This is a genomic window from Aeromonas sp. s4, from assembly GCF_040907855.1.
GTDB lineage: Bacteria > Pseudomonadota > Gammaproteobacteria > Enterobacterales > Aeromonadaceae > Aeromonas > Aeromonas caviae.
In genome coordinates, this window is record NZ_JBFOCP010000008.1 from 1 (window position 1) to 26817 (window position 26817).

The following is a 26817-nucleotide window of genomic DNA, read 5'->3' on the forward strand; positions in this document are numbered from 1 at the left end:
GGCATGCTCATCGACCCGCCCCCTGCCAGGTCGCCCTTGAGGGGTCGGGTCCGAGGTAACGGGCACGCGGCGATGCGGCGTGCCCTCAAGACTCAGCGAAGGCGCTCCATTACCTGGCCAGTTGCGTCAAGATGGCGTGGGCCGCCTTGATGCGCGCCTCGTTGGGGTAGTTGCGATTGGCCAGCATGACGACGCCGATCCCTTTGGCCGGCACGAAGGCCACATAGGCCCCGAAGCCATTGGTCGAGCCGGTCTTGTTGAAGAGCACAGGGTGCCCTGTTGCAGCGGGCGCGGGCGCCGCCGGGTTGGCATTGTAAATCATCGCCGGGGAGTTGCCCGCCAGCAGCATCTGCTCGCTGACGGGATAGGCGTAACGCTCCCAGCCCAGTCCCTGGGTCATCTCCCCCACCGCATACTGGCCCTGGTGAGTCAGGTCGATGGCCTGCTGCATGGCCGCATTATCCACCCCGCTGATGCTGGCCTTCACAAAGCGCAGCAGATCCGCCGAGCTGGTCTTGATGCCGTAGGCCTCGTCCGCCAGCATGCCGGGAGTGACGCGGATCGGCTTGTCCTCCTTCGAGTAGCCGTAGGCGTAGTGCCCCATGGCCTGCTCGGGCACATTGAGGTAGGTATGGTACAGGCCAAGCCCCGGCAGGATCGTCTGCTCCATCAGGCGATCGAACGGCTGCTTCATGCTGCTCGCCGCCAGATAGCCAAAGAGCCCGATGCTGGGGTTGGCGTACTGGCGATGGGAACCCGGCGAGTAGGCTGGGGTCCACTGGCGGTAGTAGGCCTGCATCTTCTCGAGCGAATCCACCTCCTCGGGGAATTGCAGCGGCAAGCCGCCCGCGCTGTAGGTAGCCAGCTCCCCCATGGTGATGTTGTCAAAGGCGGATCCCTTGAGCCAGGGGGCGAACAGACTCGCCTTGTCATCGAGCTCGAAGCCCCCCTGCACCACGGCGTAGGCCCCCAGCGTCGCGGTCAGGGTCTTGCTCACGGAACCTATCTCGAACAGGGTCTGCTCGCTGACACCGACCGCGCGCTCCCGATCGGCCACACCGTAGTTGAAATAGTGGGCCTTGCCATCCTTGAGCACGGCCACCGCCATGCCCGGGATCCTGTGCTCCTTGAGCAGCGGCCGGATGCTGGCATCCACCACGGGGCGCAGGGGATCGGTCGCCGCCTTGTCACCGGCATGAGCCAGGCCGGCCCACATCAGGGTGGCCAGAGCGCCCCACAGGATGGATTGTCGTTGTTGCATTGCATGTCTCCTGACTGTCGTTAGCAAAGTATCGCCATGGCGGCGAGTGATGAACCCAGCATAGTCCCACGAGGTGTGCTGCCGATGAGGCTCTGTGAAGTCAGTGTGAAGCCGCCCCCTCTTTTTACCCATGAAAAAGGGGAGCCATGGCTCCCCTTCAATCACCTTGCAACGCGGGCTTATTTCTTGCCCGGGTTGTCCCAGATCCCCTCTTCCAGCTGGCTGCGCAGCTCCGGGTATTTGTTGGCATCGAAGGTCGGCACGCGGCCCACCTTGAGCTGGTCGTTGTAGTCCTTGGCCAGCTTGATGGCGACGCCGGAGAGCAGCAGGATGGCCACCAGGTTGACGATGGCCATCAGCCCCATGGAGACATCCGCCAGAGCCCACACGGTCGGCAGCTCGCCCACGGAGCCGAACATCACCATGCCCAGCACGAACATCCGGAACAGCATCAGGCCGCCCTTATGGTTGTGCTCGAGGAACACCAGGTTGGTCTCCGCATAGGAGTAGTTCGCCACGATGGAGGTGAAGGCGAAGAAGAAGATGGCCGCTGCGATGAAGATGTTGCCACCGCCGCCCACCTGGGAGGAGAGCGCGCGCTGGGTCAGCTCGACACCGGTCACGCCGGAACCCGGCTCGAACTGGCCGGACATCAGGATGATGGCGGCAGTACAGGTACAGATGACGATGGTATCGAGGAAGACCCCCAGCATCTGCACATAACCCTGGGAGGCCGGGTGCGGCGGATAGGGGGTGGCGGTGGCGGCAGCGTTGGGGGCAGAGCCCATGCCCGCCTCGTTGGAGAAGAGGCCGCGCTTGATGCCGTTGATCATCGCCTGGGAGATGGCATAGCCCATGGCGCCGGAACCTGCCTGCTCGATGCCGAACGCAGACTTGATGATGAGGGCGAAGATACCCGGCAGCTCGCTGATGTTCATGAACACCACGAACAACGCCATCAGGATATAGGCGATCGCCATGAAGGGCACCACCAGCTCGGCAAAGCGGGCGATGCCGCGAATGCCGCCGAAGATGATGAGACCGGAGAGCACCACCAGGGCCAGACCGCTCACCCAGTCAGGGATGCCGAAGGCGACGTTCATGGCCAGGCTGATGGAATTGGCCTGCACCGCGTTGAACACCAGACCGAAGGCCAGCAGCAGGCAGAGGGAGAAGACCACCCCCATCCAGCGCATGCCGAGGCCGCGTTCCATGTAGTAGGCGGGACCGCCCCGGTAGTTGCCATCCTCATCCTTGACCTTGTAGAGCTGGGCCAGGGTGCTTTCCACGAAGGCGGTGGCCATGCCGATGAAGGCGATCAGCCACATCCAGAAGACGGCGCCAGGGCCACCCAGATAGATGGCGACGGCCACACCGGCCAGATTGCCCGTCCCGACGCGTGCCGCCAGGCTGGTACACAGAGCCTGGAAGGAGGAGATGCCGGCGCTGTCGGATTTGCGACTGTTGCGCAGGACCGAGAACATGTGGCCGAAGTGGCGGATCTGGATAAAGCCCAGACGGAAGGTAAAGAAGATACCGACCCCGATCAGCAGGTAAATGAGCACGGCTCCCCACATCAGGTCGTTAATCATTGCAATCAAGGTGTCCATAATTCTCTCGTTGTTATCACATCCATGGCCAGTCTGCGCTGACCGCTCTCTGTCAATTTCCGAACCAGCATTGCGCCGAAGGGGCGGAATCTAGCATAGCGAGGGAATTCAGAATAGTGACAGGGCTCACTGGGGAGACAAAAAACGAGCAATTTGATGCAAAAAAGCTTCATTTAGCACGCAATAAATCAACAAAAATTGATGTGCAACCCAGCCCCTCACAAATTAGAGCCAATAGAGAACCATTTTACAACTCATCCCATGGGGGTAAAAACCGCTGAGTGAAACGACATCAGGGAGACAAGCGTTTGCCTCTCATGCCTCATCGGCAAGGGGTTGTAACGCAAAACGTTTTACACGTAATTAAATTTCAAGTAGCTGACAGAACTATTTATGTGATCTCCCGCACAAATTCATGAATCCACCAAAATAATTGCGCTTTTCCATGTCGGAGCCAGCCGCCACACCATGAATAAAACTCGTTTTTTATCAAACACTTTCACTCGACAGCCGGTACCGCTTTCACCACCTGGCTGATTCGCATACAAGCCCCCCTATTGCAGGATGCGCTACATCCGTATTAATTAGGCAGGCAATGACGATGGGGCCTGCCCATCGCCCCTTTCTGAGCCTGAGCCGCCGGGATCTTGTAATTTAATTTCAGAACTGCCGTCTCATGCCCACCACCCTGGGATTGCTCCCTCATAAAGAGATGATATTTGCCATGGCCGATAAATTGACCCAGCTGAAAGCCCTGACCACAGTGGTTGCCGATACCGGCGACATCGAAGCCATCAAGCGCTACCAGCCCATCGATGCCACCACCAACCCCTCTCTGGTACTCAAGGCCTCCGAGATCCCCGAGTACGCAGCCCTGATCCAGGACGCCATTGCCTGGGCCAAATCCCAGAGCCAGGACAAGGCACAGCAAATCATCGACGCAGGCGACAAGCTGGCGGTCAACATCGGCCTCGAAGTGCTGAAAATCGTCCCGGGCCGCATCTCCACCGAAGTGGACGCCCGCCTCTCCTTCGACACCAATGCCAGCATCGCCAAGGCCCGCAAGCTGATCCGCCTCTACAACGAAGCCGGCATCAGCAATGATCGCATCCTGATCAAGCTGGCCTCCACCTGGGAAGGGATCCGTGCCGCCGAGGTGCTGGAGAAAGAGGGTATCCAGTGCAACCTGACCCTGCTGTTCTCCTTCGCCCAGGCTCGCGCCTGTGCCGAAGCCGGCGCCTTCCTCATCTCCCCCTTCGTCGGTCGCATCCTCGACTGGTACAAGGCCAAGAACGGCCGTGATTACACCGCCAGTGAAGATCCGGGCGTGGTCTCCGTCACCGCCATCTACAACTACTACAAGCAGCACGACTACCCGACCGTTGTCATGGGCGCGAGCTTCCGCAACACCGGCGAAATCCTGGAACTGGCCGGCTGCGACCGCCTGACCATTGGCCCCGCTTTGCTGGAAGAGCTGAGCAAGGCCGAAGGCACCGTGGTGCGCAAGCTGGACTACACCGGCGAGCGCACAGCCAAACCGGCCCCGATGACCGAAGCCGAATTCCGCTGGGAGCTGAACCAGGACGCCATGGCCGTCGAGAAGCTAGGGGAAGGCATCCGCCTGTTCGCCATCGACCAGGGCAAGCTGGAAACCATGCTGGCAAGCCACCTGTAAGGCTGCTCGCCACACGGCTCTCACAGAGCGAAGTGGCGCCGCAAAAACCGGGCTCCCGAAAGGGCAGCCCGGTTTTTTTGTGCCTGTTTCCGGTTGTCACAACTTCGTCATAAAAACGTTTTATTTTCAAAGGCGTCGTGTTATACGGATGGTGAAAACCATAAAACCAAGGAGGGAGCCATGGACATGTTCAACTTCGATTTTGACGAGGTCGTTGAGCTGGGTTCACGTAGCCGCGGGACAACGGGAAAAAAACGCAAATGGCGTGAGATTGAGGCGCTTAAAGACAAGCACCGCCTGCAAAAGGAGCTGCAGGCCATCGACATCGCCTATGAAGGATCGGACGACCTGGAGCTCTGATACGCCCACGTCGCCCATGTTTCACTCCAGCGAGTGGAGCCATAAAAACAGCGCCCCGGATTGACCGGGGCGCTGTTTTTATGGGTGAACCTCCTGTCAGGCTGCAGGCAGCGAAAGCTGTTTGGCCAGCGCCTGGAAGTGCTGGCTTACCTCCGCCCCGAACAGGGGATCATTGATGGCCCGGTTCTGCCAGAGCTGTTCGAGATGACGCCAGTCATCCTCGGTCAGGGAGTCGCGCAGATGGGGGAAGATGACCCCTTCCTCATAGTTCATGTGCGCCTCCTGCTGCTCGATGAACTGCTCCAGACGGGCCACGAACTGATCCAGCGGGATGACCGCATCCATCAGGATCATCTCCACCATCTCCTTGAGCTCGGTCCCTGCATCCAGCAGACGGGCGTGCTCCTCGTGCAGCCGGTTGGCCACTTCCCCCTCCACCACCCTGTATTTCAGGTAGTAGTCATAAATCATGTCTTCCTTCGGGTGGTGGTACTTGTCGGATACCTCGCGCAGATAATCCACCACATCCCGCAGCAGGAAATAGCTCACCGGCTGCTCATTGCGAATGGCCGCCAGCTTTTGCTTGAGCAGCGTCAGCAACCGGGTGATGTTGAGGTGGTCCTTATGCAGACTGGATAACATGGGCACTCCTTGCACTGAAATGAGAAAACGTCTGTCTCGAGTATACGGTCATTTATTGCCTGAACTTTGCACTCAATCAAGTCGGATGCAGACAGCGGCTGCACCAGCCTCTCACCACAGAGGGCACAGGGGAGACCTTTTCCCCTGTGCATTTACGGCGTCAGGCCGCCGGATCGGCGCAGACCGAGAGCCAGTCGATGGGACTGCGTCCCTGCAGGACCAACAGGCGATTGGCCTCGGAGAAGTGGCCGCAACCGATGAAACCGCGATGGGCAGAGAGCGGGCTGGGATGGGGGGCGCTCAGCACATGGTGGCGCGACCGGTCGATGAAGCGCCCTTTCTTCTGGGCATGAGCGCCCCACAGCAGGAAGACGACGCCCTGGCAATGGGCATTGATCCGCTCGATGACTCGATCGGTAAAAGTCTCCCACCCCAGGTGGGCGTGAGAGTGCGCCATGCCAGCCTGTACCGTCAGCACCGTATTGAGCAGCAGCACTCCCTGTCTGGCCCAGGATTCCAGGAATCCGTGATTGGGTGTGACAAAACCCGGCAGATCCCGCTGCATCTCCTTGTAGATGTTGACGAGGGACGGCGGCGTGCGCACTCCGGGCAAGACGGAGAAACAGAGGCCGTGCGCCTGGTCCGGTCCGTGATAGGGATCCTGCCCCAGGATCACCACCTTGACGTCATCCAACTCGGTCAGTTTGAAGGCATTGAATACCTCGGTCGCCGGGGGATAGATCACCTTGCCCGCCTCCCGCTCGGCCCTGACGGTGGCCAGGGTGTCCATGAAATACGCCTGCTCTTTCTCCGAACCAATCACATCTTTCCAGGTCAGCACACCCGTCTCCTCTCGTTGTGGATCCACTCCTTCCATCCTGGCTGGCATGCCAGCCTCTCCCCACTCCCCGCCTTCTGTCCAGCTTGGCACCGCTATCTCCTCGGTCAATAGAGCAAGGGGCTCAGGATAGGGTCCTCGCCCCCAAGACGCAACCGCATGGAGGTCAGGCTCAGCCTTGCCAGCCTGGGAAGTGGCGGCGGCGTTCACGGGCAATGACCGAGGCTGCGTCGACACAGGAATAACAGGACGTCCTTCGGACAGGCCTCTGGGCAGGCCGGTTTTCGCTGACGCCAGAAATAAACCCTAAAGGTGTAGTTAAATTACTAGATATGAATAATAAAAAATGCATAATTCATATATCTTACAAAAACAGAAAAATGATCTGTTTTTGATTCAACTCAATGATTTAATCCCTTTCAATGCACGCAAAATGGGGCTTTATTGATTTGGATCAATTTTCGTAATATTACCGTCGTGGTATATATGGCCCCAACGAAGTAAAGGTGTAAGGCAAGGCCCCGTTAAATCATTCCTTCCAAGAGGTGGTTTAAAAACATCAGGGTAATGTGCTTACCGTTGAATCCGCTTTCCTATGAGGAGTCATACCATGATCAAGGGCATCCAAATCACCCAGTCCACCAACGCCGCTCTGCTGAACTCTTTCTGGCTGCTGGACGAAGAGAAACAACAGGCTCGCTGCATCTGCGCCAAGGGCGACAGCTTTGCCGCCGATCAGGAAGTCAGCCTCTCCGACCTGGGTCAATTCGAATACCGTGAACTGCCGGTTCAGCAAGAGCCTGTGGTCGAAGGGGGTCAGCACCTGAACGTCAACGTACTGCGCCGCGAAACCCTGGAAGACGCCATCGCCAACCCGGAAAAATACCCGCAGCTCACCATCCGCGTCTCCGGTTACGCCGTGCGTTTCAACGCCCTGACCCCGGAGCAGCAGCGTGACGTGGTCACCCGCACCTTCACCCAGAGCCTGTAAGGCGCCCTGCGTAAAGAGATAAAAAAACGGCCCCCTCGGGCCGTTTTTTCATGGGTGATAATCGCCGCCGGAACCTGGGTCAGCTTCGCAGGTCCACCGGCCTTGCCACCACGGGTTTCGCCAGGGCGTCCTGCATGGTGGCCTCGTCGAGCTGATCGCAGTAACGGGCCACCACCAGGGTCGCCACCCCGTTGCCGATGAGGTTGGTCAGGGCGCGCGCCTCCGACATGAAGCGATCAATCCCGAGGATCAGCGCCAGCCCGGCCAGCGGCAGATGCCCTACCGCCGAGATGGTGGCTGCCAGCACGATGAAGCCACTCCCCGTGACTCCGGCCGCACCCTTGGAGGAGATAAGCAGCACCACCAGCAGGGTGAGCTGATGGAACAGGTCCAGCGGGGTGTTGGTCGCCTGGGCGATGAAGACGGCTGCCATGGTCAGATAGATGGAGGTGCCGTCCAGGTTGAATGAGTAACCGGTCGGGATCACCAGACCCACCACCGATTTCTTGCAGCCCAGCGCCTCCATTTTCACCAGCATGCGCGGCAATACGGATTCCGACGAGGATGTTCCGAGCACGATCAACAGCTCTTCCCGGATATAGGCAATAAAGCGCACAATGCTGAAGCCATTGGCTTTGGCGATACTGCCGAGCACCAGGAAAATAAACAGCAGGCAGGTCAGATAGAAGCTAGCAATTAATTGCCCCAGCTGCACCAAAGAACCAATACCGTATTTCCCTATGGTAAATGCCATGGCACCAAATGCCCCGATCGGCGCCAGTTTCATGATCATGTTGATGATGCCGAAAATAACCTGGGAGAAACCATCGATGATATTGAAGATGGGTTTTCCCTTCTCCCCGATATGATGCAGGGAAAATCCGAACAGGACGGCAAGCAGCAACACCTGGAGTATATTGCCGCCGGCAAAGGCACCGATGACGCTGGCCGGTATCACATCCAGCAGGAAGGGAATTATCCCCTGGGACTGGGCCTGATCCGCATAGACGGAGATGGCGCTGGCGTCGAGTGAGGAGGGATCCACATTCATACCGGCCCCGGGATGCAGCACGTTGACCACGCACAGACCGATGATCAGGGCCAGGGTGCTCACCACTTCAAAATAGATCAGCGCAATGGCACCGGTTTTGCCCACCGCCTTCATGCTTTCCATGCCGGCAATGCCGGTGACCACGGTACAGAAAATGACGGGGGCGATGATCATCTTGATTAATTTAACGAAGCCATCACCAAGGGGTTTCATATCTGCGCCCAGACTCGGATAGACATGTCCCAGACATATTCCGATGGTGATTGCCAATATCACCTGAAAATAGAGGCTACTGACAATTTTCTTGTGCATGCTCAACGTCCTGTTAATAAGTGTGACTCCACTGACAGCAAATAACGCATGCAGCAGTCTGCGGCGAGAAATAGGGTTATCTCACCCGCTTCATACCTTTTTGCCATCCTGACGGTCGCTACTTTTGCATGTCATAAGAAGCAAATAAGAGACATCAATCACACAATATATTTAACATCATTAACACCACGGAAACATGTTCGCAATGGACGCCGAAGAGCACCAAATGAAAATGACGGAAATAAAAATGCCCCGCATGGCGGGGCATTTTTGATAGTAAAAATCGCGATCAGGCGGAGGTATCGAGGGGCTCGAAGCCCTTGACGAGATCGTCGATGGCCTTCATCTGCTTGAGGAAGCCTTCCAGCTTCTCCAGCGGCAAGGCGCTCGGGCCGTCGCAGCGGGCAATTTTCGGATCCGGGTGGGATTCGATAAAGAGACCGGCCAGGCCCACCGCCATGCCGGCACGAGCCAGCTCGGTCACCTGCTCGCGGCGACCGCCGGAGGCCGCCCCCAGGGGATCACGGCACTGCAGGGAGTGGGTGACGTCAAAGATGACCGGATAGCCGCCGGTGCTCTTCTTCATGACGCCCAGGCCCAGCATGTCCACCACCAGGTTGTCATAGCCGAAGTTGGCACCGCGCTCGCAGAGGATCAGGCGATCGTTGCCACACTCCTCGAACTTGTCGGTGATGTTCTTCATCTGGCTTGGGCTCAGGAATTGCGGCTTCTTGATGTTGATGACGTTGCCGGTGCGGGCCATGGCCTCCACCAGATCGGTCTGGCGCGCCAGGAAGGCGGGCAGCTGGATGACGTCGACCACCTCGGCGACCGGTTTGGCCTGATGAGGCTCATGCAGATCGGAGATCACCGGCATGCCGAAGGTCGCTTTCAGCTCCTGGAAGATCTTCATCCCCTCTTCCAGACCCGGGCCGCGATAGGAGTGGATGGAGGAGCGGTTGGCCTTGTCCCAGCTCGCCTTGAACACGAACGGGATGCCGAGCTTGCTGGTCACTTCCACGTACTTCTCGCACACCGCCATCGCCATGTCGCGGGATTCCAGCACGTTCATGCCGCCGAACAGCACGAAAGGTTTGTCGTTGGCGACGTCGATCTGGTTGACCTTGATATTCTTCTGTTCCATCTCAGGGATCCTTAATGGAGGGGCTTGGGACTGAGGTCCAGGGTGGCCAGCTGGGTTTTCAGCACATCGGCCACGGGATCATCAGGGCATTGTTCAATAAAGTATTCGAAATCGTCGGCGGCAAAGCGCGGGCAATCGAGTTGCTCATAGATGAAGCCCCGATCCCGCGTCTCCAGCGGATCGCCGGGCTTCATGCGCAGCAGCAGCTCGCTGCAGCGCAGCGCCTCCGTCATGCGCTCCTCGCGCAGCAGGGCGCCCTTGCTGACATTGAGCAAGCGCTCGATGATCTCCCACTGCCCCGATGGCTGCAGGTGATCATCGCTCAGACTCGCCAGGTTGCCGAGGGCACCGCGCAGCAGCAGTTCGATGCGGTGCCGGCTCAGTTCATCACCGTTGAAGGGGTCCACATAGACCTCCCCGTCCAGACCGGCAAAACTCAGGAGGAAATGGCCGGGAAAGCAGATCCCCTCCACATCCAGCCCTATCTTGCGACCCAGCTGGATGAGGAGGATGCCGAGACTGACCGGGATCCCCTTGCGCCTTGCCAGCACTTGGTCCAGATCGCAGTTGGCGGACGAGAAGTAATCCTGCCAGTCGCCACGAAAGCCCAGGGTCTGGTAGAAACCCTGCAACAGCTGACGGCGCACCTCGTCGCAGTCTCCCTCGGCAATCGTTTCGTCCAGCCAGGCATCGAGGCGGGCAAGCTCGGCCTCTCCCGTGCCGCCATGGCCCCGGATCTCGTCGCTCACCGACAGCGCCAGCTCGGCCAGATCGTGAGCCTCGAAGTCGGTCCACTCATCCACACGTATCATCGTTATCCTTCCTAGCCGAACAGGCTGGCCTGCTTTTGCACCGCAAGCTTGGCGATAAAGAAGATCCACCCCAGTGCGCCCAGGAAGGCAAACCAGCGGATGCCGTTGCTGCGGGCCAGGCGCAGCGCCATCATGGCCAGAAACGCCACCACCAGGATGGACGTCAGCTTCTCGGCCAGCCAGGGGATGGCGTTGTTGAGGGGGTTGAGACCCAGCACCATGCAGAGCAGCGCACCGGAGAGCACCACCAGGCCGTTGAGCCAGCCGCTGATCTTGAGGGTGCGGGCGCCCCCTGCCAGCGCGGAGCCGGTCTGCAACCAGTAAAAGCGCAGGATAAACATCAGCACGGCCCCGGCAATCAGGGTGAGGTGCAGATGCTTGAGAACAACATACATAAGATTTCCTTGAACAGGGGCAGACCGGGCCCGCCCGTCATATCACTGAGCCAGGCGCCCCAGGGTCACCCGCTCGTTATCGCCGTAATCGCGCACGGTTTCCACCTGGACGTAGCCTTGTTGCAGCAGGAGTTGACGCACCGCCTCCCCCTGATCCCAGCCGTGTTCCAGCAACAGCCAGCCACCTGGCACCAGATGGGCGGGCGCCTGGGTGACGATGAGGCGGATATCCGCCAGCCCCTGCTCCTCCGCCACCAGGGCGGAGCGCGGCTCGAAGCGCACGTCCCCCTCGTGAAGATGGGGGTCCGTCCCGTCGATGTAAGGCGGGTTGGAGACGATCATCGCAAAGCGCGGTGCATCCGAGAGCGGCGCAAACCAGCTGCCGTCGCGCACCTCGATGGGCAACCCCAGGGCGGCGCTGTTGGTGCGGGCCAACGCGGCCGCGGCCGGCATCCTGTCCACCGCCCATACATCGGCATCCGGTCGCTCAGACTTGAGTGCAAGGGCGATGGCACCGGTGCCCGTGCCCAGATCCAGCAGGGCGCAGGGGCCGCCCGGCAGGCGGGCCAGCGCCTGTTCCACCAGCACCTCGGTATCGGGGCGCGGGATCAGGGTGGCCGGGCTCACTTTCAGCGGCAGCGACCAGAACTCCCGCTCGCCGATGAGGTGGGCAATGGGCTCACCATTGAGGCGACGGGCAAGCCAGCCCGCCAGGGTCGCCTGCTGGGCGGCATCGAGCTCGTGCTCCGGCCAGGTCATCAGATAGCTGCGCCGACAATCCAGCAGATGACAGAGCAGGGCATCGGCGTCGGCACGGGGGGATTCCCCGGAGGCCAGGGTCGCCATGATATGGGCGCGGGCCTGCTGGATCTGCATCAGTTGCTCTCGGCCAGGGAGGCGAGCTGATCCGCCTGATACTCCTGCACCAGGGGGGTGATCACGCAGTCCAGATCCCCTTCCAGGATGTCGCCCAGACGATAGAGGGTGAGGTTGATCCGGTGCTCGGAGAGACGCCCCTGGGGATAGTTGTAGGTGCGGATGCGCTCGGAGCGATCCCCGGAGCCCACCAGGTTGCGGCGGGTACTCTGCTCGGCGGCGCGGTGGCGTTCGTCCTCGGCCGCCTGCAGGCGAGCGGAGAGCACCGACATCGCCTTGGCGCGGTTCTTGTGCTGGGAGCGCTCGTCCTGGCACTCCACCACCAGCCCGGTGGGCAGGTGGGTGATGCGGATGGCGGAGTCGGTCTTGTTGACGTGCTGGCCGCCGGCACCGGAAGCGCGGAAGGTGTCGATCTTCAGCTCGGAGGGGTTGATCTCCACCTGCTCGGCTTCCGGCACTTCCGGCAGCACGGCCACGGTACAGGCGGAGGTGTGCACCCGGCCCTGGGATTCGGTCTCGGGGACTCGCTGCACCCGGTGGCCGCCGGACTCGAACTTGAGGCGGCCGTAGACGTGCTCGCCGTCCACCTTGGCGATCACCTCCTTGTAGCCACCGTGTTCGCCGTCATTGCAGCTGACGATGGAGACACGCCACCCCTGACGCTCGGCGTAGCGGGAGTACATGCGGAACAGATCCCCCGCGAAAATGGCCGCCTCGTCGCCACCGGCACCGGCGCGGATTTCCAGATAGCAGTTGTTGTCATCCTTGGGGTCGCGCGGCAACAGCATCACCTGAAGCGCCTGCTCCTGCTCCTCGAAGGTCGCCTTGGCGAGCGGCAGTTCCTCCTGCGCCATCTCCCGCAGCTCGGCATCCTCTTCCTCCAGCATCAGCCGGGTGGTGTCGAGGTTCTCTTCGGCCTGGCGGAAACGCTGGAAGGCGTGAACGATATCTTCCAGCTGGGCGTATTCCCGGGTCAGGGCGCGGTATCTGTCCTGATCCGAGGCGACCCCGGGCTCCCCGAGCAGGGCCTGTACTTCTTCATGGCGCTCGATGAGGCCTTCCAGCTTTCTGATCAATGAGGGGTTCATGACTCTTGGATTCTCGATGGAGGACGGGACGGCAAAGGGCCGTCCCAACACTATGATTCTTGTGACAATCCCAGCACCTGGCGCAGTTGGGCCAGCTTGTGGCTGTCCCCCTGGGCGGCGGCCTGGCGCAGGGCCTGGGTCGGTGCGTGGATCAGCTTGTTGGTGAGGCGATGGGCCATGGCCTTGAGCGCCTGCTCGGCATTTTCACCCTGTTGCAGGGCCAGCAGGGCCCGCTGCAACTCTTCGTCGGCGACCTGCTGTGACTGATGGCGATAATCGCGAATGAGATCCACCGAGTGCTGGCTGCGATACCAACCCATGAACTCGTCGCGCTCTTCCTGCACGATGAGTTCCGCCTCGGCGGCCGCCCGCTTGCGGGTCTCCAGGTTCTGCTCGATGATGCCCTGCAGATCGTCCACCGTGTAGAGATAGGCATCGGAAAGCTCGTCTACCTCGGCTTCGATGTCGCGGGGCACGGCGATATCCACCAGGAACATGGGCTTGAAGCGACGCGCCTTGAGCGCCCGCTCCACCATGCCCTTGCCGATGATGGGCAGGGGGCTTGCCGTGGAGCTGATGACGATGTCCGCCTCGTGCAGGTAGTCCGGGATCTCCTCCAGGGTCATTACCTGGGCACCGAACTCCTCTGCCAGCAACTGGGCCCGTTGCAGGGTCCGGTTCGCCACCATCATCCGGGTCACGCTCTGCTCGCGCAGGTGGCGGGCCACCAGTTCGATGGTTTCGCCGGCGCCCACCAGCAGCACCTTGGTCTGGGAGAGGTCGGAGAAGATACGGCGGGCCAGGCTCACGGCGGCGAAGGCTACCGACACCGCGCTGGCGCCGATCTCGGTGTCAGTGCGCACCCGTTTGGCCACCGAGAAGGATTTCTGGAACAGGCGCTCCAGGGATCCTTTCACCGCATCCGCCTGCTGGGCGTGGGCGTAGGATTGCTTGATCTGCCCCAGGATCTGCGGCTCCCCGAGCACCAGGGAGTCGAGGCCGCAGGCCACCCGCATCAGGTGCCGCACCGCTTCCTCGTCCTGGTGCCGGTAGATGGCGGAGAGCACCTCGCTCGCCTCCAGCGCGTGGAACCGCTGCAACCAGTTCAGCACCTGCTCCCCCTGCCCCTGCTCCAGGCTGCAATAGAGCTCGGTGCGGTTGCAGGTGGAGACGATCACCGCCTCGCTGACGCCAGGCTGCTCCACCAGCTCACGCAGGGCGCGATCGATGCGGTCCGGGCCAAAGGCGACCCGCTCCCGCAAGGCGACACTGGCGGTGTTGTGGTTGATTCCGAGGGCAAGCAGACTCATGGGTGGGTGATGATCGTTTCATGCACAGGGTGTAGAGGCCGACAATTGTACGAGAAAGGGTAAGTCTTTAAAAGCAATACGGCCGCCCCTTATACTGTCGCAAACCTCATCTGCGGAGCTCCACCTTGTTGTTGCGTATCTTCTCCCTCGCCTGCCTGCTGGTGCTGGCGGGCTGTACCACCACTCAACCCCAGCGGGATCAGGTCAACTGGCAGCAGGAGCGCGCCCGCCTCGAACGCCTCACACACTGGCAGTTGTCGGGCAAGATGGCCATCATCACCGCCCGCCAGAAGGGCAGCGCTCGCCTCAACTGGCAGCAAAACGGCGACGACTATCGCCTCAACCTCACCAGCCTCATCGGCACCCATATTCTGGAACTCTCCCGCACCGGCGGCGAGGTGACTCTGCTCGACAACGACGGAAAACAGCACCAGAGCCAGGATGCCGAGCTCCTGGTCTATCAGCTCACCGGCTGGCACATTCCGGTGGCCGGGCTGCCTGAGTGGATCAAGGGATTGCCGGGGCAGGCCGAATTCGAGCTCAACCCCGATGCCAGCCTCGCCAGCGTGCGCGACGGCCAGTGGCAGATCGTCTACGGGGACTATCGGGATCAGGACGGCTATCGCCTGCCCCACCTGCTCACCATGACCGGGCAGGAGAGCCGTCTCAAGCTGCAGATCAACGAGTGGACCCTGGCACCATGATGCACGACCAGGCGCCGATCCGCTGGCCCGCCCCGGCCAAGCTCAACCTCTTCCTGCACGTCAACGGCCGCCGCCCCGATGGCTACCACGAACTGCAGACCCTCTTCATCTTCCTCAACCACGGCGACTGGCTCGAATTCGAGCCGATCCCCGGCAGCGACCAGCTCACCTTGAGCCCGGCCATTCCCGGCGTGCCCGATGAACAGAACCTCATCATCCGGGCTGCGCGACTGTTGCAGAGCCGGTTGGCCAGTCCGCAGGGAGCCCATATCCGGCTGGAGAAGGTACTGCCCATGGGCGGTGGCATCGGGGGCGGCTCGTCGGACGCGGCCACCACCCTCGTGGCCCTGAACCACCTCTGGCAAGCCGGCTTGAGTGAAGACGAGCTGGCCGAGCTCGGCGTACAGCTGGGCGCCGACGTGCCGGTGTTCGTGCGGGGCAAGGCCGCCTTCGCCGAAGGCGTGGGGGAGCGGTTGCAACAGATCGAGGTGCCGGATGCCTGGTACCTGGTACTCAAGCCGGATTGCCATGTGGCCACCGCCGCCGTGTTCCAGGATCCCGACCTGCCCCGCAACACCCCCAAGATGACCCTGGACAATCTGCTGGCAGGAGAGTGGAAAAACGATTGCGAGCTGCTGGTGAAAAAGCGCCACCCCGAGGTTGCCAATGCGCTCGGCTGGTTGCTAGAATACGCGCCGTCAAGAATGACGGGCACTGGCGCCTGCGTCTTTGCTCGATTTGAAGACGAAATGGCTGCTCGGAAGGTGTTGGCAAGAGTGCCGGAAGGCTGGGATGGGTTTGTCGCCAAGGGCGAGAACATATCACCACTCTTCGTCACTTTGCAACAAGTGAGTGATTGGGGTATCGCCAAGCGGTAAGGCAGCGGGTTTTGATCTCGCCATTCCTAGGTTCGAATCCTAGTACCCCAGCCAACTCTCTCCTTGTTGAGGCCGTATCGGGAGGTGTTGACCTCGTCGATGTGTCTTGGGCCAATCTGACGCGATGGCGCTCAAGGTGGATTCCCGTCCACCCACCCTGCGGGTGATGAGACGCCATCCTCGACATCGCCCAGAGACCTTGTCCGTCATCTTGCTAAATCGTTTGCCCCCAAACGATACGGGTCTAAAATCAGACTCCCCACATACTGGATGCAACCCCGAGGTTTCAAACCGTGCCTGACATGAAGCTGTTTGCTGGTAACGCAACGCCGGAACTAGCCCAGAAGATCGCAGATCGCCTGTTTATCAAACTCGGCAATGCTGCCGTAGGTCGCTTTAGCGACGGCGAGATCAGCGTACAGATCAACGAGAATGTACGCGGTGGCGATATCTTCATCATTCAATCCACCTGTGCCCCGACCAACGACAATTTGATGGAATTGATCGTCATGGTGGATGCACTGCGTCGTGCTTCAGCTGGCCGTATCACTGCCGTTATCCCCTACTTTGGTTATGCCCGTCAGGACCGCCGCGTCCGCTCCGCCCGTGTGCCCATCACCGCCAAGGTCGTCGCCGACTTCCTCTCCAGCGTGGGTGTGGACCGTGTGCTGACCGTTGACCTGCATGCCGAGCAGATCCAGGGCTTCTTCGACGTCCCCGTCGACAACGTGTTCGGCAGCCCGGTGCTGCTGGAAGACATGAAGGCCAAGAACCTCGAATCCCCCGTGGTCGTGTCACCGGACATCGGCGGCGTGGTCCGTGCCCGTGCCATCGCCAAGCTGCTGGACGACACCGACATCGCCATCATCGACAAGCGTCGTCCCCGTCCGAACGTCTCCCAGGTCATGCACCTGATCGGCGACGTGGCCGGTCGTGACTGCGTCATCGTCGACGACATGATCGACACCGGCGGCACCCTGTGCAAGGCGGCCGAAGCGCTGAAAGAGCGTGGTGCCAAGCGCGTGTTCGCCTATGCGACCCACCCTGTCTTCTCCGGCACCGCCGTTGAAAACATCAAGAATTCGGTCATCGACGAGCTGATCATCACCGACTCCATCCCGCTCACCCCGGAGATGAAGGCAGTCGGCAAGGTCAAGCAGCTGACCCTCTCCTCCGTGCTGGCCGAAGCGATTCGCCGCATCAGCAACGAAGAGTCCATCTCTGCCATGTTCGAGCATTGATAGACCCTGTCGTGACAAAAACCGCCGAATGGCGGTTTTTGTTTTTTTGGGTGCCTGGCGCCAGCCTCCACTCGGCAAGAGACGAAAACCTCGGACGAGCCACCCCACCCGAGCCCTTCTGTCCGGCTTTTCCCCGACCTTGCCGCACTTTGGTTGAGTGATCGCCACTCGGCGGCTAGAATATTGCGTCCCATTGCCCCGGGTCATCCGCCCATGGCAAGTAGCGAGTGAAGACATCAAGCGTGACAAGTCAAATCAAACTGATTGTCGGGCTGGGTAATCCCGGCCCCGAATATGCCAAGACCCGCCACAATGCGGGCGCCTGGTATGTGGAGCAACTGGCACGCTGGCACAATGTCAGCCTGCGCGAAGAGCCCAAGTTCTTCGGCCACACCGCCCGCTTCCTGGTGGACGGGCAGGATGTGCGGCTGCTCATCCCGAACACCTACATGAATCTCTCCGGCAAGGCCGTGGCGGCGCTCGCGCGCTTCTACCAGATCGCCCCGGAGGAGATCCTGGTGGCCCACGACGAGCTGGACCTGCCTCCCGGCATCGCCAAGTTCAAGCAAGGGGGCGGTCACGGCGGCCATAACGGCCTCAAGGACATCATCGCCAGGATGGGCAACAACAATAACTTCTTCCGGCTGCGCCTTGGCATCGGCCATCCGGGCGCCAAGGAGCTGGTCGCCGGCTTCGTGCTGACCAAGGCGCCCAGCAGTGAGCAGAGTCTGATCGAGGCCGCGCTGGACGAATCCCTGCGCGCCACCGACATCCTGTTCAAGCAGGACATGACCAAGGCCATGAATCGCCTGCACTGTTTCAAGGCCGAGAAAATCTAGGCCTTCAGCCTGCATCGCCAGGCAGTTCAAGATGACCGGCCCCTGGCGAGATCCCTCGCCTCGGGGTCAAGCAACACGACACGGGCCGCCCGCGCGGCCCCTTGAAGCATCCATCAACAAGGTAACAATCCATGGGTTTTAAATGCGGTATCGTGGGCCTGCCCAATGTAGGCAAATCCACCCTGTTCAATGCGCTGACCAAGGCCGGCATCGAAGCCGCCAACTTCCCGTTCTGCACCATTGAGCCGAACACGGGTGTGGTCCCCATGCCGGATCCCCGCCTCGACCAGCTGGCGGCCATCATCAATCCGCAGCGTGTCGTGCCGACCACCATGGAGTTCGTGGACATCGCCGGCCTGGTGGCCGGTGCCTCCAAGGGCGAAGGCCTTGGCAACCAGTTCCTGGCCAACATCCGTGAAACCGAAGCCATCGGTCACGTGGTGCGCTGCTTCGAGGACGAGAACATCGTCCACGTGGCGGGCAAGGTCTCCCCGGCCGACGACATCGAGGTGATCAACACCGAGCTGGCCCTCTCCGACCTGGATGCCTGCGAGCGCGCCATCAATCGCCAGTCCAAGCGTGCCAAGGGCGGCGACAAGGATGCCAAGCTGGAAGTGGAAGTGCTGGAGAAGATCAAGGTTGCCCTGGAAAACGGCCAGATGATCCGCGGCATGAAGCTGGACAAGGATGAGCTGGACGCCGTCAGCCACCTCAACTTCCTGACCCTCAAACCCACCATGTACATCGCCAACGTGGCGGAAGATGGCTTCGAGAATAACCCCTACCTGGATCAGGTCCGTGAGATAGCCGCCGCCGAGAACGCCGTTGTCGTGGTCGTCTGCTGCGCCATCGAGGCGGACATCGCCGAGCTGGACGACGAAGACCGCGCCGAGTTCATGGCGGATCTGGGCATCGAGGAGCCGGGCCTGAACCGGGTGATCCGCTCCGGATACGAGCTGCTCAAGTTGCAGACCTACTTCACCGCCGGTGTGAAAGAAGTGCGCGCCTGGACCATTCCCGTAGGTGCCACCGCCCCGCAGGCCGCTGGCAAGATCCACACCGACTTCGAAAAAGGCTTTATTCGCGCCCAGACCATCGCCTTCGACGACTTTATCACCTACAAGGGTGAGCAAGGCGCCAAGGAAGCAGGCAAGATGCGCGCGGAAGGGAAAGACTACATCGTCAAGGATGGCGATATCATGAACTTCCTGTTCAACGTCTAACCCCATGAGAGGCCAGCATTTGCTGGCCTCTTTTTTATCTGGCCAGAGGCGCGATCTGGGTGCGAATGTCGTAAAAAAAACCAGATTGTTGGGCTTTTGCACGACAGCGGCCAATAACTCGCCAAACGCACCCAAATTCGTTTTTTCAAACAAAAAAAGGGTTGACGCCCCAGAGCCAGATACGCATAATTCCGGCCGCACAGTGACGAGGCAACGACTCACTGGAAGCACGGTTGGCTATGTAGCTCAGTTGGTTAGAGCATCGCACTCATAATGCGGGGGTCACAGGTTCGAATCCCGTCATAGCCACCATCTCTAGTTGGGGTATCGCCAAGCGGTAAGGCAGCGGGTTTTGATCTCGCCATCCCTAGGTTCGAATCCTAGTACCCCAGCCATTTTTTGAATGATGTTTGATGGTCTCTGTCAGGCATCGTCGTTGGGGTATCGCCAAGCGGTAAGGCAGCGGGTTTTGATCTCGCCATCCCTAGGTTCGAATCCTAGTACCCCAGCCATTTTTGAATGATGTGTGACAGTCTCTGTCAACCATCGCTGTTGGGGTATCGCCAAGCGGTAAGGCAGCGGGTTTTGATCTCGCCATCCCTAGGTTCGAATCCTAGTACCCCAGCCATTTTTCTGTTCTCTTCCACGTTGTGGTTGACAACAAACGGCTATGTAGCTCAGTTGGTTAGAGCATCGCACTCATAATGCGGGGGTCACAGGTTCGAATCCCGTCATAGCCACCATGTTTGAAAAACGTTCCTTCAATCATCCGATTGCAAAGAACACTGTTGGGGCATCGCCAAGCGGTAAGGCAGCGGGTTTTGATCTCGCCATACCTAGGTTCGAATCCTAGTGCCCCAGCCATTTTTGCTTGTATTCGACGCAAGTCGTGCACAAGACGGCTATGTAGCTCAGTTGGTTAGAGCATCGCACTCATAATGCGGGGGTCACAGGTTCGAATCCCGTCATAGCCACCATTATTCTTGCGGAAGTGGCGAAATTGGTAGACGCACCAGATTTAGGTTCTGGCGCCCTAGGCGTGAGAGTTCGAGTCTCTCCTTCCGCACCATCGAAAGCAGTACCAAACAGACCAGCTCAGGCTGGTTTTTTTGTATCCGGCGTTTGCCGCTCTTCTTCCCCTCTCCATGCCATCGCGCGCCTGCAACGCCCCGCATGTATCAACGGCTAAGCCTTGTGTTCTCCTCTGCGACGGCGCAATGCCCTGCTCCGGCGTGATGCCGCCCTTTTCATCTCGCAGAGCACTGCGGGCAATAAAAAGGCGACCCGCAGGCCGCCATATCGTTTGCTGTCGTCAGAACGGGAAGAACCAGGGGATGGCGATGACGCTCACCACCATCACCAGCAAGGTGAAGGGCACGCCGATGCGCACGAAGTCCATGAACTTGTAGTTGCCCGGGCCCAGCACCAGGGTGTTGACCGGCGACGAGACCGGCGTCATGAAGGCTGCCGAGGCGGCGATGGCGATGGTCATGGCAAAGGGATAAGGCGACACCCCCATCTGATGGGCCGTACCCAGCGCGATGGGCGCCATCAGCACCGCCGTCGCCGTGTTGGAGATGAAGAGCCCGATGACGGCACAGAGCGCGAAGAGGCTGGCCAGCATCACCCTGGGGCCCATCTCCCCCACTGCCGAGATGAGCGCGCCGACGATGAGATCCACCCCGCCGGTCTGCTGCAATGCAAGGGCAAAGGGCAGCATGCCCACGATGAGGATCAGGGTCGGCCAGTGGATGGACTTGTAGGCACTCTCCAGATCGATGCAGCGGAACTTGCCCATCAGCAGGCAGGCGATGAGCGCCGCGATCACGTTGGGCACGGGATCCGTCACCATCAGTACTATCATGACCCCGAGGGCAATCAGGGCGTGAATGGCCTGGCTGCGAGCCGGCGCCATCTCGTCCACTTCCGCAGGCAGGCCCAGCAGCAGAAAATCGCGATGATGGGTCTGCAACTGACGAATGAGGCTCCAGTTCCCCACCACCAGCAGGGTATCCCCCATCTGCAGCGCCTCGTCCACCAGCTTGCCGGTCAGCGCCTCTCCATCCCGGCGGATCCCCACCACGCTCAGGCCGTAACGGGAACGGAAGGTCACCTCGCGGATGCTCTTGCCTAGCAGCCGGGAGCCGGGGATGAGGGAGACCTCCGCCATGCCCACCTCCCGCGCCTGATCGGAGAAGTATTCGCCGCGCAATATCATGGGTTCTAGCCGCGCCTCGCTGCAAAACTCCCGCACATCCACCTCGGGATCCGACATGTCGATGAGCAGCACATCCTTGGCCTGGAACTCGGTCACCCCGGTGACACTGACCATCACCCGCCTGAACTTGCGCCAGCGCTCCATCCCGATGACGTTGGCCCCGAAGCGGGCACGCAATTGCAGCTCGTCGAGGGTCTGGCCGATCAGGGGGGAGTCGGGCCGGATCGCCAGTCGGCGTGCTCGCCCCGCCAGCCGGTAATCACGGATGAGATCCCGCATGGTGCTGCGTCCCATTTGCTTGCCCTTGCCCTCTTCCCCTTCACGCACCAGACGGTTGCGCATCAGCAGCATGTAGAGGATCCCCATCCCCAGAATGATGACCCCCATGGGGGTGAAGCCGAAGAAACCGAACCCCTGGATGTCGTGGCGCATCAGTTCACTGTTCACCACCATGTTGGGAGGGGTTGCCACCAGCGTCATCATGCCGCTGATAAGGCCGGCAAAGCCGAGCGGCATCATCAGTCTGCCCGCCGGGATCCCCATCCGGTTCGCCACGCTCAGCACCACGGGGATGAAGATGGCCACCACCCCGGTCGAACTCATCACGGCCCCCAGGGTCGCCACCGCCACCATCAGCAGCACCAGCATGCGGGTTTCGCTGCTGCCGGCCACCTTCACCAGGGCATCTCCCACCTGATAGGCGATGCCGGTACGCACCAGCCCCTCCCCCACCACGAACAGGGCGGCAATCAGAATGACGTTGGGATCACTGAATCCTGCCAGCGCCTGCGGCAGGGTCAGGGTGTCGCTCAACACGAACAGGATGATGATCAACAAGGCGACCACGTCCATGCGTACCTTGTTGGTAATAAACAGGAGAATGGCACCCACCAGCATGCTGAGCACCCAGATCAACTCGGAATTCACACTTGCTCCTTTTGTTCAACGTCAACCACGGCCGGCCTCGGACGCCATCAGACCACAGAGCCCGTCCCCCTGATTTGTTACATATCAAGAAAGAGGAGGCCGCATCATCTCACATTCAGGTTCAGTTGCGGCCATTTTACCGGTCCGTGAACGCAGTCGGTCGCCCTTCACATGTCGGGGTAAAAAGTGCTGCACGCTCCCCCCGCCCCTCCTAAAATGGGCCCGCCGCGGCCTGAGCCGCCCTCTCACCCCTTGCCCTTCGGAGACGACATGACCCAGCACACCCCGGCCTACCCGGCATTCACCTTCTTCAGCCGCTTTGTCGCCGACATCCAGGCTGGCCGAAAGACCATCACCATCCGCGACGAGAGCGAGGCAAACTGGCAGCCCGGCCAGCGCCTGGCCCTGTTCACCAACCCGGAACACCAGCCTTTTGGCACCATTGAGGTCATCTCGGTCAAGGCGGTCGCCTTCGAGGCGCTGAGCGACGAGCACGCCCGTCAGGAGAACATGACCCTCCCCGAGCTTAAAGATGTGATCCGCGATATCTACCCCGCACTGCCGCCCCTCTATGTGATTGAATTCGTGCTGATTGAAGCCTGATTTTGTGAGCTGCCTCAGCTAACGCCGGTTGCGCTCACGGGCCAAAAGCGCACAATGACTGTTTTTATATACAGTCATTGGTGTCTTATGGAAAAACAACTCGAACCGGCCATCGCAGCCATGGTGGCAGACTTCATCGCCGCAGGTCGTCCCAAGGCGAGCCAGCTGAGCTGGCAGGTGCGCCGCGACGGCTACCTTGCCTCTGCCCTGTTGGGCGGTGAGCGGGAAGAGGTGGGCGCCATCGAAGAGTGGCAGGCCGATCACCACGCCATCCGCTGCTATCGGCCCGCAGACAAACCGGACCCCGCGTATCCGGTACTGATCTATTTTCACGGCGGCTGTTTTGTCAGCGGGGATTTCGAGACCCACGATCGCCAGATGCGGATGCTGTGCAACCGGGCCAGTGCCCTGATCTTCGCCGTACACACCCGCCTCGCCCCGGAACACACCTATCCTGCGGCTCACGACGATGCGCTGGCCGCCACGCGGTCCATCATGGCCGAGGTGGAGAAATGGCATGGGGATCCGGCACGTCTCGCCATTGCCGGCGACAGCGCAGGGGGTCATCTCGCCCTGATCACCACCTTGCGGCTCAAGGCTGCCAACGCCCCCTTGCCCAAGGCTCTGCTGCTTCTCTATCCCATGCTGGATGCCCTCTGCGAGAGCCAAAGCTACCGCGATCTCGGTGACGACTACCTCATCACCCGGGACATGCTCGCAAGCGGTTTTCACGCCTACCTGGGCAGCCTGACCCCCAGCCATCCCGAAGCCAGCCCGCTCCACCATCCCGCCCTGTCAGGATTACCGCCGACCCATATCGTCACGGCGGAATATGATCCGCTGCGCGACGAAGGGGAAGCCCTGTATGGCAAGCTGGTGCAGGCTGGCGTCGATGCCACTTGCCAGCGGCAGCATGGCGTCATCCACGGCTACTTCCAACTGGCGGCCATCAGCCCTGCCGCTCGTCAGCTCATCGACCAGATAGCCATGATGCTCAGAAGACTCTGAGTTGGAACCGGCCCCCATGCCGTGTTAAAAGTGTCTCTTTTGAATCAGGGAGGTAACCCGAGTGTTCGAGATAGCGAGCCTGAAAGAGGGCATGATGCACGGGGTGGAGCTGTTCCAGCTGCTGCTGGAGATCATCTCCATCGCCTGCGTGGTCATCGGCCTTGGCAAGACCCTCTGGCTGGCGGCCAGAGTGCGGGATCACGAGCCCGGCTTTCCCCGTATCCGCCTCTGCTTCGGCAGCTGGCTCATCCTGGCGCTGGAGTTCCAGCTCGCCGCCGACATCCTTGCCACCACGGTGGCCCCGAGCAAGGAGGAGCTGGTGCGCCTCGCCATCATCGCGGTCATCCGCACCTTCCTGAACTACTTCCTCGGCAAGGAGCTCGATGCCCAGGCCGAGCGCCAGCAACCCGAGCCTGTCAGGTCACCTTCCCGCCCCGACGCCCGATGAGCGGGCTGAGTGGCACAAGGCCACGACACGGAAGGAAAGGCACCAGCCTGATCCCATGAAGAGGGCTCCCCACGGGGAGCCCTCTTTGTATCCGATAGTAACCATCAGGCGTGCTTGCTGGCCAGCTCGTGGCGCTTCAATGCCAGCAAGGTGACCAGCAGGGCGGCGGTGGCGATCAGCGCCATGCCGATATAGGTGGCGCTGAAACCGGGTGCCAGTTCGGCCGGGCTCAGGCTGGCCAGATTGGGGCTGCTGCCTGCTGGCAGAGCGGCATGGAACAACACGGCGCAGATGGCGACACCGACCGCCCCGCCCAGCTCCCGGCCGAAGTTGAACAGGGACATGCCGATGCCGCGATCTTCCCGCGGCAGGGCATTTTGCACCACCACCGACAGCGCCGGCAGCACCAGACCCAGCCCCAATCCGGCAAACCCCAGTCCCACTCTGGCCCAGAGGTCGAAGTGGATCTGCCACAGGGCCAGCGCTGCCAGGGCAAAACCTGCCACCACGAAACACTTGTAGTGACCGGTGCGACCGATGAGCTTGCCGCCGACGAAGGCCCCTGCCGTGATGCAGACCATGAAGATCACCATGATCCCGCCACTGTCACTGGCACTCATCCCCTTTTGCCACTGCATCTGCAACGGCAGGTAGACCAGCACGGCAAACATCAGCAGCTGCGAGGCCAGCGCCAGCAGCACGCTCACCAGATAACCCGGCAGGCGCACCAGGTGGGCCGGCAGTATGGGGTCGTGGGCCCGCCGCTCCACCAGGATCAGCAGCAACAAGGCCGCCCCCAGCGCAGCCGCGAGCCAGACGGCGGGCAAGGCCGCCTCCGGCGAGAGCAGCAACAGGGTGAGGGTGGTGACCGTGATGAGCAGTGCCGCTCCCTTCCAGTCGAAGCGGCTGTAGCGGCGCACATTGAGGTAACCCAGATTGCGGTTCACCAGCCAGAGGGCGATAGCGCCGAGCGGCAGATTGATCCAGAAGATCCAGCGCCAGCTGAGCTGCTCGGTAAAATAGCCACCGAGCAGCGGGCCTGCGATGCTGGAGACCGCATAGACCGCCGAGATATACCCCTGATACTTGCCCACCTCCCGTGGCGGAATACAGTCGGCGATCACGGTAAAGGCGAGTGCGATCAGCCCCCCGCCCCCCAACCCTTGCAGCACGCGGGCGGCCAGCAGGGTTGGCAGATCCTGGGCCAGGGCGCAGGCCACGGATCCCGCCAGAAACAGGCCGATACCGATGTTGAGCATGCGTACCCGGCCGAACATGTCGCTCAACTTGCCATAGATGGGCAGGGCCGCAGTGGCCGCCAGCAGATAGGCGGTCACGACCCAGGTGAGGGCGGCACCGGCGTTCAGCTCAACCCCTATGATGGGCAAGGGGGTGGTGACGATGCTCTTTTCCAGTGAGCCCAGGGCGATCACCAGGGCCACGCTCGAGAAGACGGTTTTGGGGGACATAGGCAGGCTCGCTCATGTGAGATATCGGCACAGGGGGTGCAAGGCACATTATTGTCTCATAAATCATTAGCCGATGGTCAAAACCACTGCCAACCATGATGAAGGTCGCGACATCTGCGAGCCGGATCTGCTAGGGTGAGTCTTTGCCGAAGAGGACGCCCCCCATGCCCCAGTCATCCCCCTGCGATCATCACCAGAGTGAACAGCCCCGATTCGACGAGTACGACGCCCTGATCTTCGACATGGATGGCACCCTGGTGGACTCCATGCCTCTGCACCTGGATGCCTGGGAAATCACCAGTGCCGAGTTCGGCCTGCCGTTTGATCGGGCACAGCTCAACGAGTACGGCGGCATCCCCACCCGCAAGATAGTGACCATGCTGGCAGAGCAGCACGGGATGACCATCGACGTGGAAGCCTTTGCCCGGCGCAAGGTGGCCCTCTACCTGGCACGGATCGACGACGTCCGGGTGTTTCCCGCCATGTGGGAGCTGGTCAGGCAGTACCACGGCAAGGTGCCCATGGGCATAGGCACCGGCTCAACCCGGGAACATGCGGCGCACATCCTGCGTCAGACCGGGCTCGATGCCTTCATCTCCGTGCTGGTGAGTGCCGATGATGTGGTCAATCACAAGCCCCACCCGGACACCTTCCTGAAAGTGGCCGAACAGCTCGGCGCCAACCCGGCCAACTGCCTGGTGTTTGAAGACACCCGGATAGGCATTCAGGCGGGCAAGGCCGCCGGCATGACCACCTTGCTGGTCGATCAGGGCACACTTTACCCGCGCTAGTATGGGTAAACTGTATGGAGATGGTATTCACCTGACAGTTGCCCACAAAAGGGAGTGGTCATACGGCTTCAAACCGGATAACAAAACGGTACCCCTACCGTGT

Annotated in this window: 25 protein-coding genes and 9 tRNA genes; 21 read left to right on the top strand and 13 right to left on the bottom strand. The window is 60.7% G+C overall.

Going from position 1 to position 26817, the window contains the following annotated elements; all coding sequences use genetic code 11:
* Nucleotides 1–109: 109 nt before the first annotated feature.
* Together blaMOX and AB5Y89_RS01830 are read right to left on the bottom strand one after the other, a co-directional pair.
* A complete protein-coding gene (gene blaMOX / locus AB5Y89_RS01825; protein WP_368222786.1) occupies nt 110–1261 on the bottom strand; it encodes a CMY-1/MOX family class C beta-lactamase in 1152 nt (383 codons plus the stop codon).
* 179 nt (nt 1262–1440) lie between these two features.
* Complete coding sequence (locus tag AB5Y89_RS01830; protein WP_043155782.1) at nt 1441–2871, bottom strand: sodium:alanine symporter family protein; 1431 nt, start codon at nt 2869–2871, stop codon at nt 1441–1443.
* 724 nt (nt 2872–3595) lie between these two features.
* Here AB5Y89_RS01830 and tal point away from each other — a divergent pair.
* A complete protein-coding gene (gene tal, locus AB5Y89_RS01835; protein WP_158656136.1) occupies nt 3596–4546 on the top strand; it encodes a transaldolase in 951 nt (316 codons plus the stop codon).
* A 180-nt stretch (nt 4547–4726) separates the two neighbouring features.
* A complete protein-coding gene (locus tag AB5Y89_RS01840; protein ID WP_010673858.1) occupies nt 4727–4906 on the top strand; it encodes a DUF3545 family protein in 180 nt (59 codons plus the stop codon).
* Nucleotides 4907–5002: 96 nt separating this feature from the next.
* Here AB5Y89_RS01840 and AB5Y89_RS01845 read toward each other — a convergent pair whose 3' ends face one another.
* Together AB5Y89_RS01845 and ung are read right to left on the bottom strand one after the other, a co-directional pair.
* Entirely contained in the window at nt 5003–5548 is a 546-nt protein-coding gene (locus tag AB5Y89_RS01845; RefSeq protein WP_041212588.1) for a hemerythrin domain-containing protein, read from the bottom strand.
* A gap of 160 nt (nt 5549–5708) precedes the next feature.
* Complete coding sequence (gene ung / locus AB5Y89_RS01850; protein WP_052814544.1) at nt 5709–6389, bottom strand: uracil-DNA glycosylase; 681 nt, start codon at nt 6387–6389, stop codon at nt 5709–5711.
* A 607-nt stretch (nt 6390–6996) separates the two neighbouring features.
* On the opposite strand from ung, the gene grcA reads away from it, so the two are divergent.
* The gene (grcA, locus tag AB5Y89_RS01855; protein WP_124244343.1) at nt 6997–7377 is read left to right on the top strand and encodes an autonomous glycyl radical cofactor GrcA; all 381 of its coding nucleotides are present in this window, start codon (nt 6997–6999) and stop codon (nt 7375–7377) included.
* A gap of 79 nt (nt 7378–7456) precedes the next feature.
* On the opposite strand, the gene AB5Y89_RS01860 is transcribed toward grcA, so the two are convergent.
* The 7 genes from AB5Y89_RS01860 to hemA all read right to left on the bottom strand — a co-directional run bounded on the left by AB5Y89_RS01860 (nt 7457) and on the right by hemA (nt 14365).
* On the bottom strand, nt 7457–8740 hold the full coding sequence (locus AB5Y89_RS01860) for a dicarboxylate/amino acid:cation symporter (RefSeq protein ID WP_368222787.1): 1284 nt from the start codon (nt 8738–8740) through the stop codon (nt 7457–7459).
* Between the two features lie 289 nt (nt 8741–9029).
* Entirely contained in the window at nt 9030–9884 is an 855-nt protein-coding gene (gene kdsA / locus AB5Y89_RS01865) for a 3-deoxy-8-phosphooctulonate synthase (RefSeq protein WP_039039605.1), read from the bottom strand.
* Between the two features lie 11 nt (nt 9885–9895).
* Nucleotides 9896–10696, bottom strand: coding sequence for a SirB1 family protein (locus AB5Y89_RS01870; protein WP_041212584.1), 801 nt, complete (start codon nt 10694–10696; stop codon nt 9896–9898).
* An 11-nt stretch (nt 10697–10707) separates the two neighbouring features.
* Complete coding sequence (locus tag AB5Y89_RS01875) at nt 10708–11091, bottom strand: SirB2 family protein (RefSeq protein WP_042880800.1); 384 nt, start codon at nt 11089–11091, stop codon at nt 10708–10710.
* Nucleotides 11092–11133: 42 nt separating this feature from the next.
* Nucleotides 11134–11967, bottom strand: coding sequence for a peptide chain release factor N(5)-glutamine methyltransferase (prmC, locus tag AB5Y89_RS01880; protein ID WP_039039602.1), 834 nt, complete (start codon nt 11965–11967; stop codon nt 11134–11136).
* A complete protein-coding gene (gene prfA, locus AB5Y89_RS01885; protein WP_039039601.1) occupies nt 11967–13055 on the bottom strand; it encodes a peptide chain release factor 1 in 1089 nt (362 codons plus the stop codon). Before prfA ends, prmC begins: the two co-directional genes overlap by 1 nt.
* 50 nt (nt 13056–13105) lie before the next feature.
* Nucleotides 13106–14365, bottom strand: a complete 1260-nt coding sequence (gene hemA / locus AB5Y89_RS01890; protein ID WP_041212583.1) for a glutamyl-tRNA reductase — start codon at nt 14363–14365, stop codon at nt 13106–13108.
* Nucleotides 14366–14490: 125 nt separating this feature from the next.
* Here hemA and lolB point away from each other — a divergent pair, with 125 nt between their 5' ends.
* The 14 genes from lolB to AB5Y89_RS01960 all read left to right on the top strand — a co-directional run bounded on the left by lolB (nt 14491) and on the right by AB5Y89_RS01960 (nt 20319).
* The gene (gene lolB / locus AB5Y89_RS01895; RefSeq protein ID WP_039039599.1) at nt 14491–15069 is read left to right on the top strand and encodes a lipoprotein insertase outer membrane protein LolB; all 579 of its coding nucleotides are present in this window, start codon (nt 14491–14493) and stop codon (nt 15067–15069) included.
* Nucleotides 15069–15947: a 4-(cytidine 5'-diphospho)-2-C-methyl-D-erythritol kinase gene (ispE, locus tag AB5Y89_RS01900; protein ID WP_103244666.1), complete on the top strand. Its 879-nt coding sequence runs from the start codon at nt 15069–15071 to the stop codon at nt 15945–15947. Before lolB ends, ispE begins: the two co-directional genes overlap by 1 nt.
* Nucleotides 15927–16001: transfer RNA gene (locus tag AB5Y89_RS01905), tRNA-Gln, on the top strand. Before ispE ends, AB5Y89_RS01905 begins: the two co-directional genes overlap by 21 nt.
* Before the next feature lie 239 nt (nt 16002–16240).
* Nucleotides 16241–17188 carry a ribose-phosphate pyrophosphokinase gene (locus tag AB5Y89_RS01910; protein ID WP_010673845.1) on the top strand — a complete coding sequence of 316 codons (948 nt, stop codon included), beginning with the start codon at nt 16241–16243 and terminating at the stop codon, nt 17186–17188.
* A 242-nt stretch (nt 17189–17430) separates the two neighbouring features.
* Complete coding sequence (pth, locus tag AB5Y89_RS01915; protein WP_368222789.1) at nt 17431–18027, top strand: aminoacyl-tRNA hydrolase; 597 nt, start codon at nt 17431–17433, stop codon at nt 18025–18027.
* A gap of 131 nt (nt 18028–18158) precedes the next feature.
* Entirely contained in the window at nt 18159–19250 is a 1092-nt protein-coding gene (ychF, locus tag AB5Y89_RS01920; RefSeq protein ID WP_010673843.1) for a redox-regulated ATPase YchF, read from the top strand.
* 235 nt (nt 19251–19485) lie between these two features.
* Nucleotides 19486–19562: transfer RNA gene (locus AB5Y89_RS01925), tRNA-Met, on the top strand.
* Between the two features lie 8 nt (nt 19563–19570).
* Nucleotides 19571–19645: transfer RNA gene (locus AB5Y89_RS01930), tRNA-Gln, on the top strand.
* Nucleotides 19646–19687: 42 nt separating this feature from the next.
* A tRNA-Gln gene (locus AB5Y89_RS01935) sits at nt 19688–19762 on the top strand.
* Between the two features lie 41 nt (nt 19763–19803).
* Nucleotides 19804–19878: transfer RNA gene (locus tag AB5Y89_RS01940), tRNA-Gln, on the top strand.
* A 38-nt stretch (nt 19879–19916) separates the two neighbouring features.
* Nucleotides 19917–19993, top strand: a tRNA-Met gene (locus AB5Y89_RS01945).
* A gap of 46 nt (nt 19994–20039) precedes the next feature.
* Nucleotides 20040–20114, top strand: a tRNA-Gln gene (locus AB5Y89_RS01950).
* A 36-nt stretch (nt 20115–20150) separates the two neighbouring features.
* Nucleotides 20151–20227, top strand: a tRNA-Met gene (locus tag AB5Y89_RS01955).
* Between the two features lie 8 nt (nt 20228–20235).
* A tRNA-Leu gene (locus AB5Y89_RS01960) sits at nt 20236–20319 on the top strand.
* Nucleotides 20320–20562: 243 nt separating this feature from the next.
* Here the strand turns inward: AB5Y89_RS01960 and AB5Y89_RS01965 are convergent.
* Entirely contained in the window at nt 20563–22395 is a 1833-nt protein-coding gene (locus AB5Y89_RS01965) for an SLC13 family permease (RefSeq protein WP_368222791.1), read from the bottom strand.
* Between the two features lie 270 nt (nt 22396–22665).
* Between AB5Y89_RS01965 and yqfB the strand changes: the two genes are divergently transcribed.
* The 3 genes from yqfB (at nt 22666) to AB5Y89_RS01980 (ending at nt 24454) form a co-directional block, all read left to right on the top strand.
* On the top strand, nt 22666–22998 hold the full coding sequence (gene yqfB, locus AB5Y89_RS01970; RefSeq protein WP_041215617.1) for a N(4)-acetylcytidine aminohydrolase: 333 nt from the start codon (nt 22666–22668) through the stop codon (nt 22996–22998).
* Nucleotides 22999–23085: 87 nt separating this feature from the next.
* On the top strand, nt 23086–24006 hold the full coding sequence (locus AB5Y89_RS01975) for an alpha/beta hydrolase (RefSeq protein WP_368222793.1): 921 nt from the start codon (nt 23086–23088) through the stop codon (nt 24004–24006).
* 61 nt (nt 24007–24067) lie between these two features.
* Nucleotides 24068–24454 (top strand): DUF1622 domain-containing protein, encoded by a 387-nt coding sequence (locus AB5Y89_RS01980; protein ID WP_010673839.1) that lies wholly within the window; start codon nt 24068–24070, stop codon nt 24452–24454.
* Nucleotides 24455–24558: 104 nt separating this feature from the next.
* Here the strand turns inward: AB5Y89_RS01980 and AB5Y89_RS01985 are convergent, their stop codons facing one another.
* A complete protein-coding gene (locus AB5Y89_RS01985) occupies nt 24559–25923 on the bottom strand; it encodes an MDR family MFS transporter (RefSeq protein WP_368222795.1) in 1365 nt (454 codons plus the stop codon).
* Between the two features lie 164 nt (nt 25924–26087).
* On the opposite strand from AB5Y89_RS01985, the gene AB5Y89_RS01990 reads away from it, so the two are divergent.
* Entirely contained in the window at nt 26088–26714 is a 627-nt protein-coding gene (locus tag AB5Y89_RS01990) for a beta-phosphoglucomutase family hydrolase (protein ID WP_336582302.1), read from the top strand.
* Nucleotides 26715–26817: the final 103 nt, after the last annotated feature.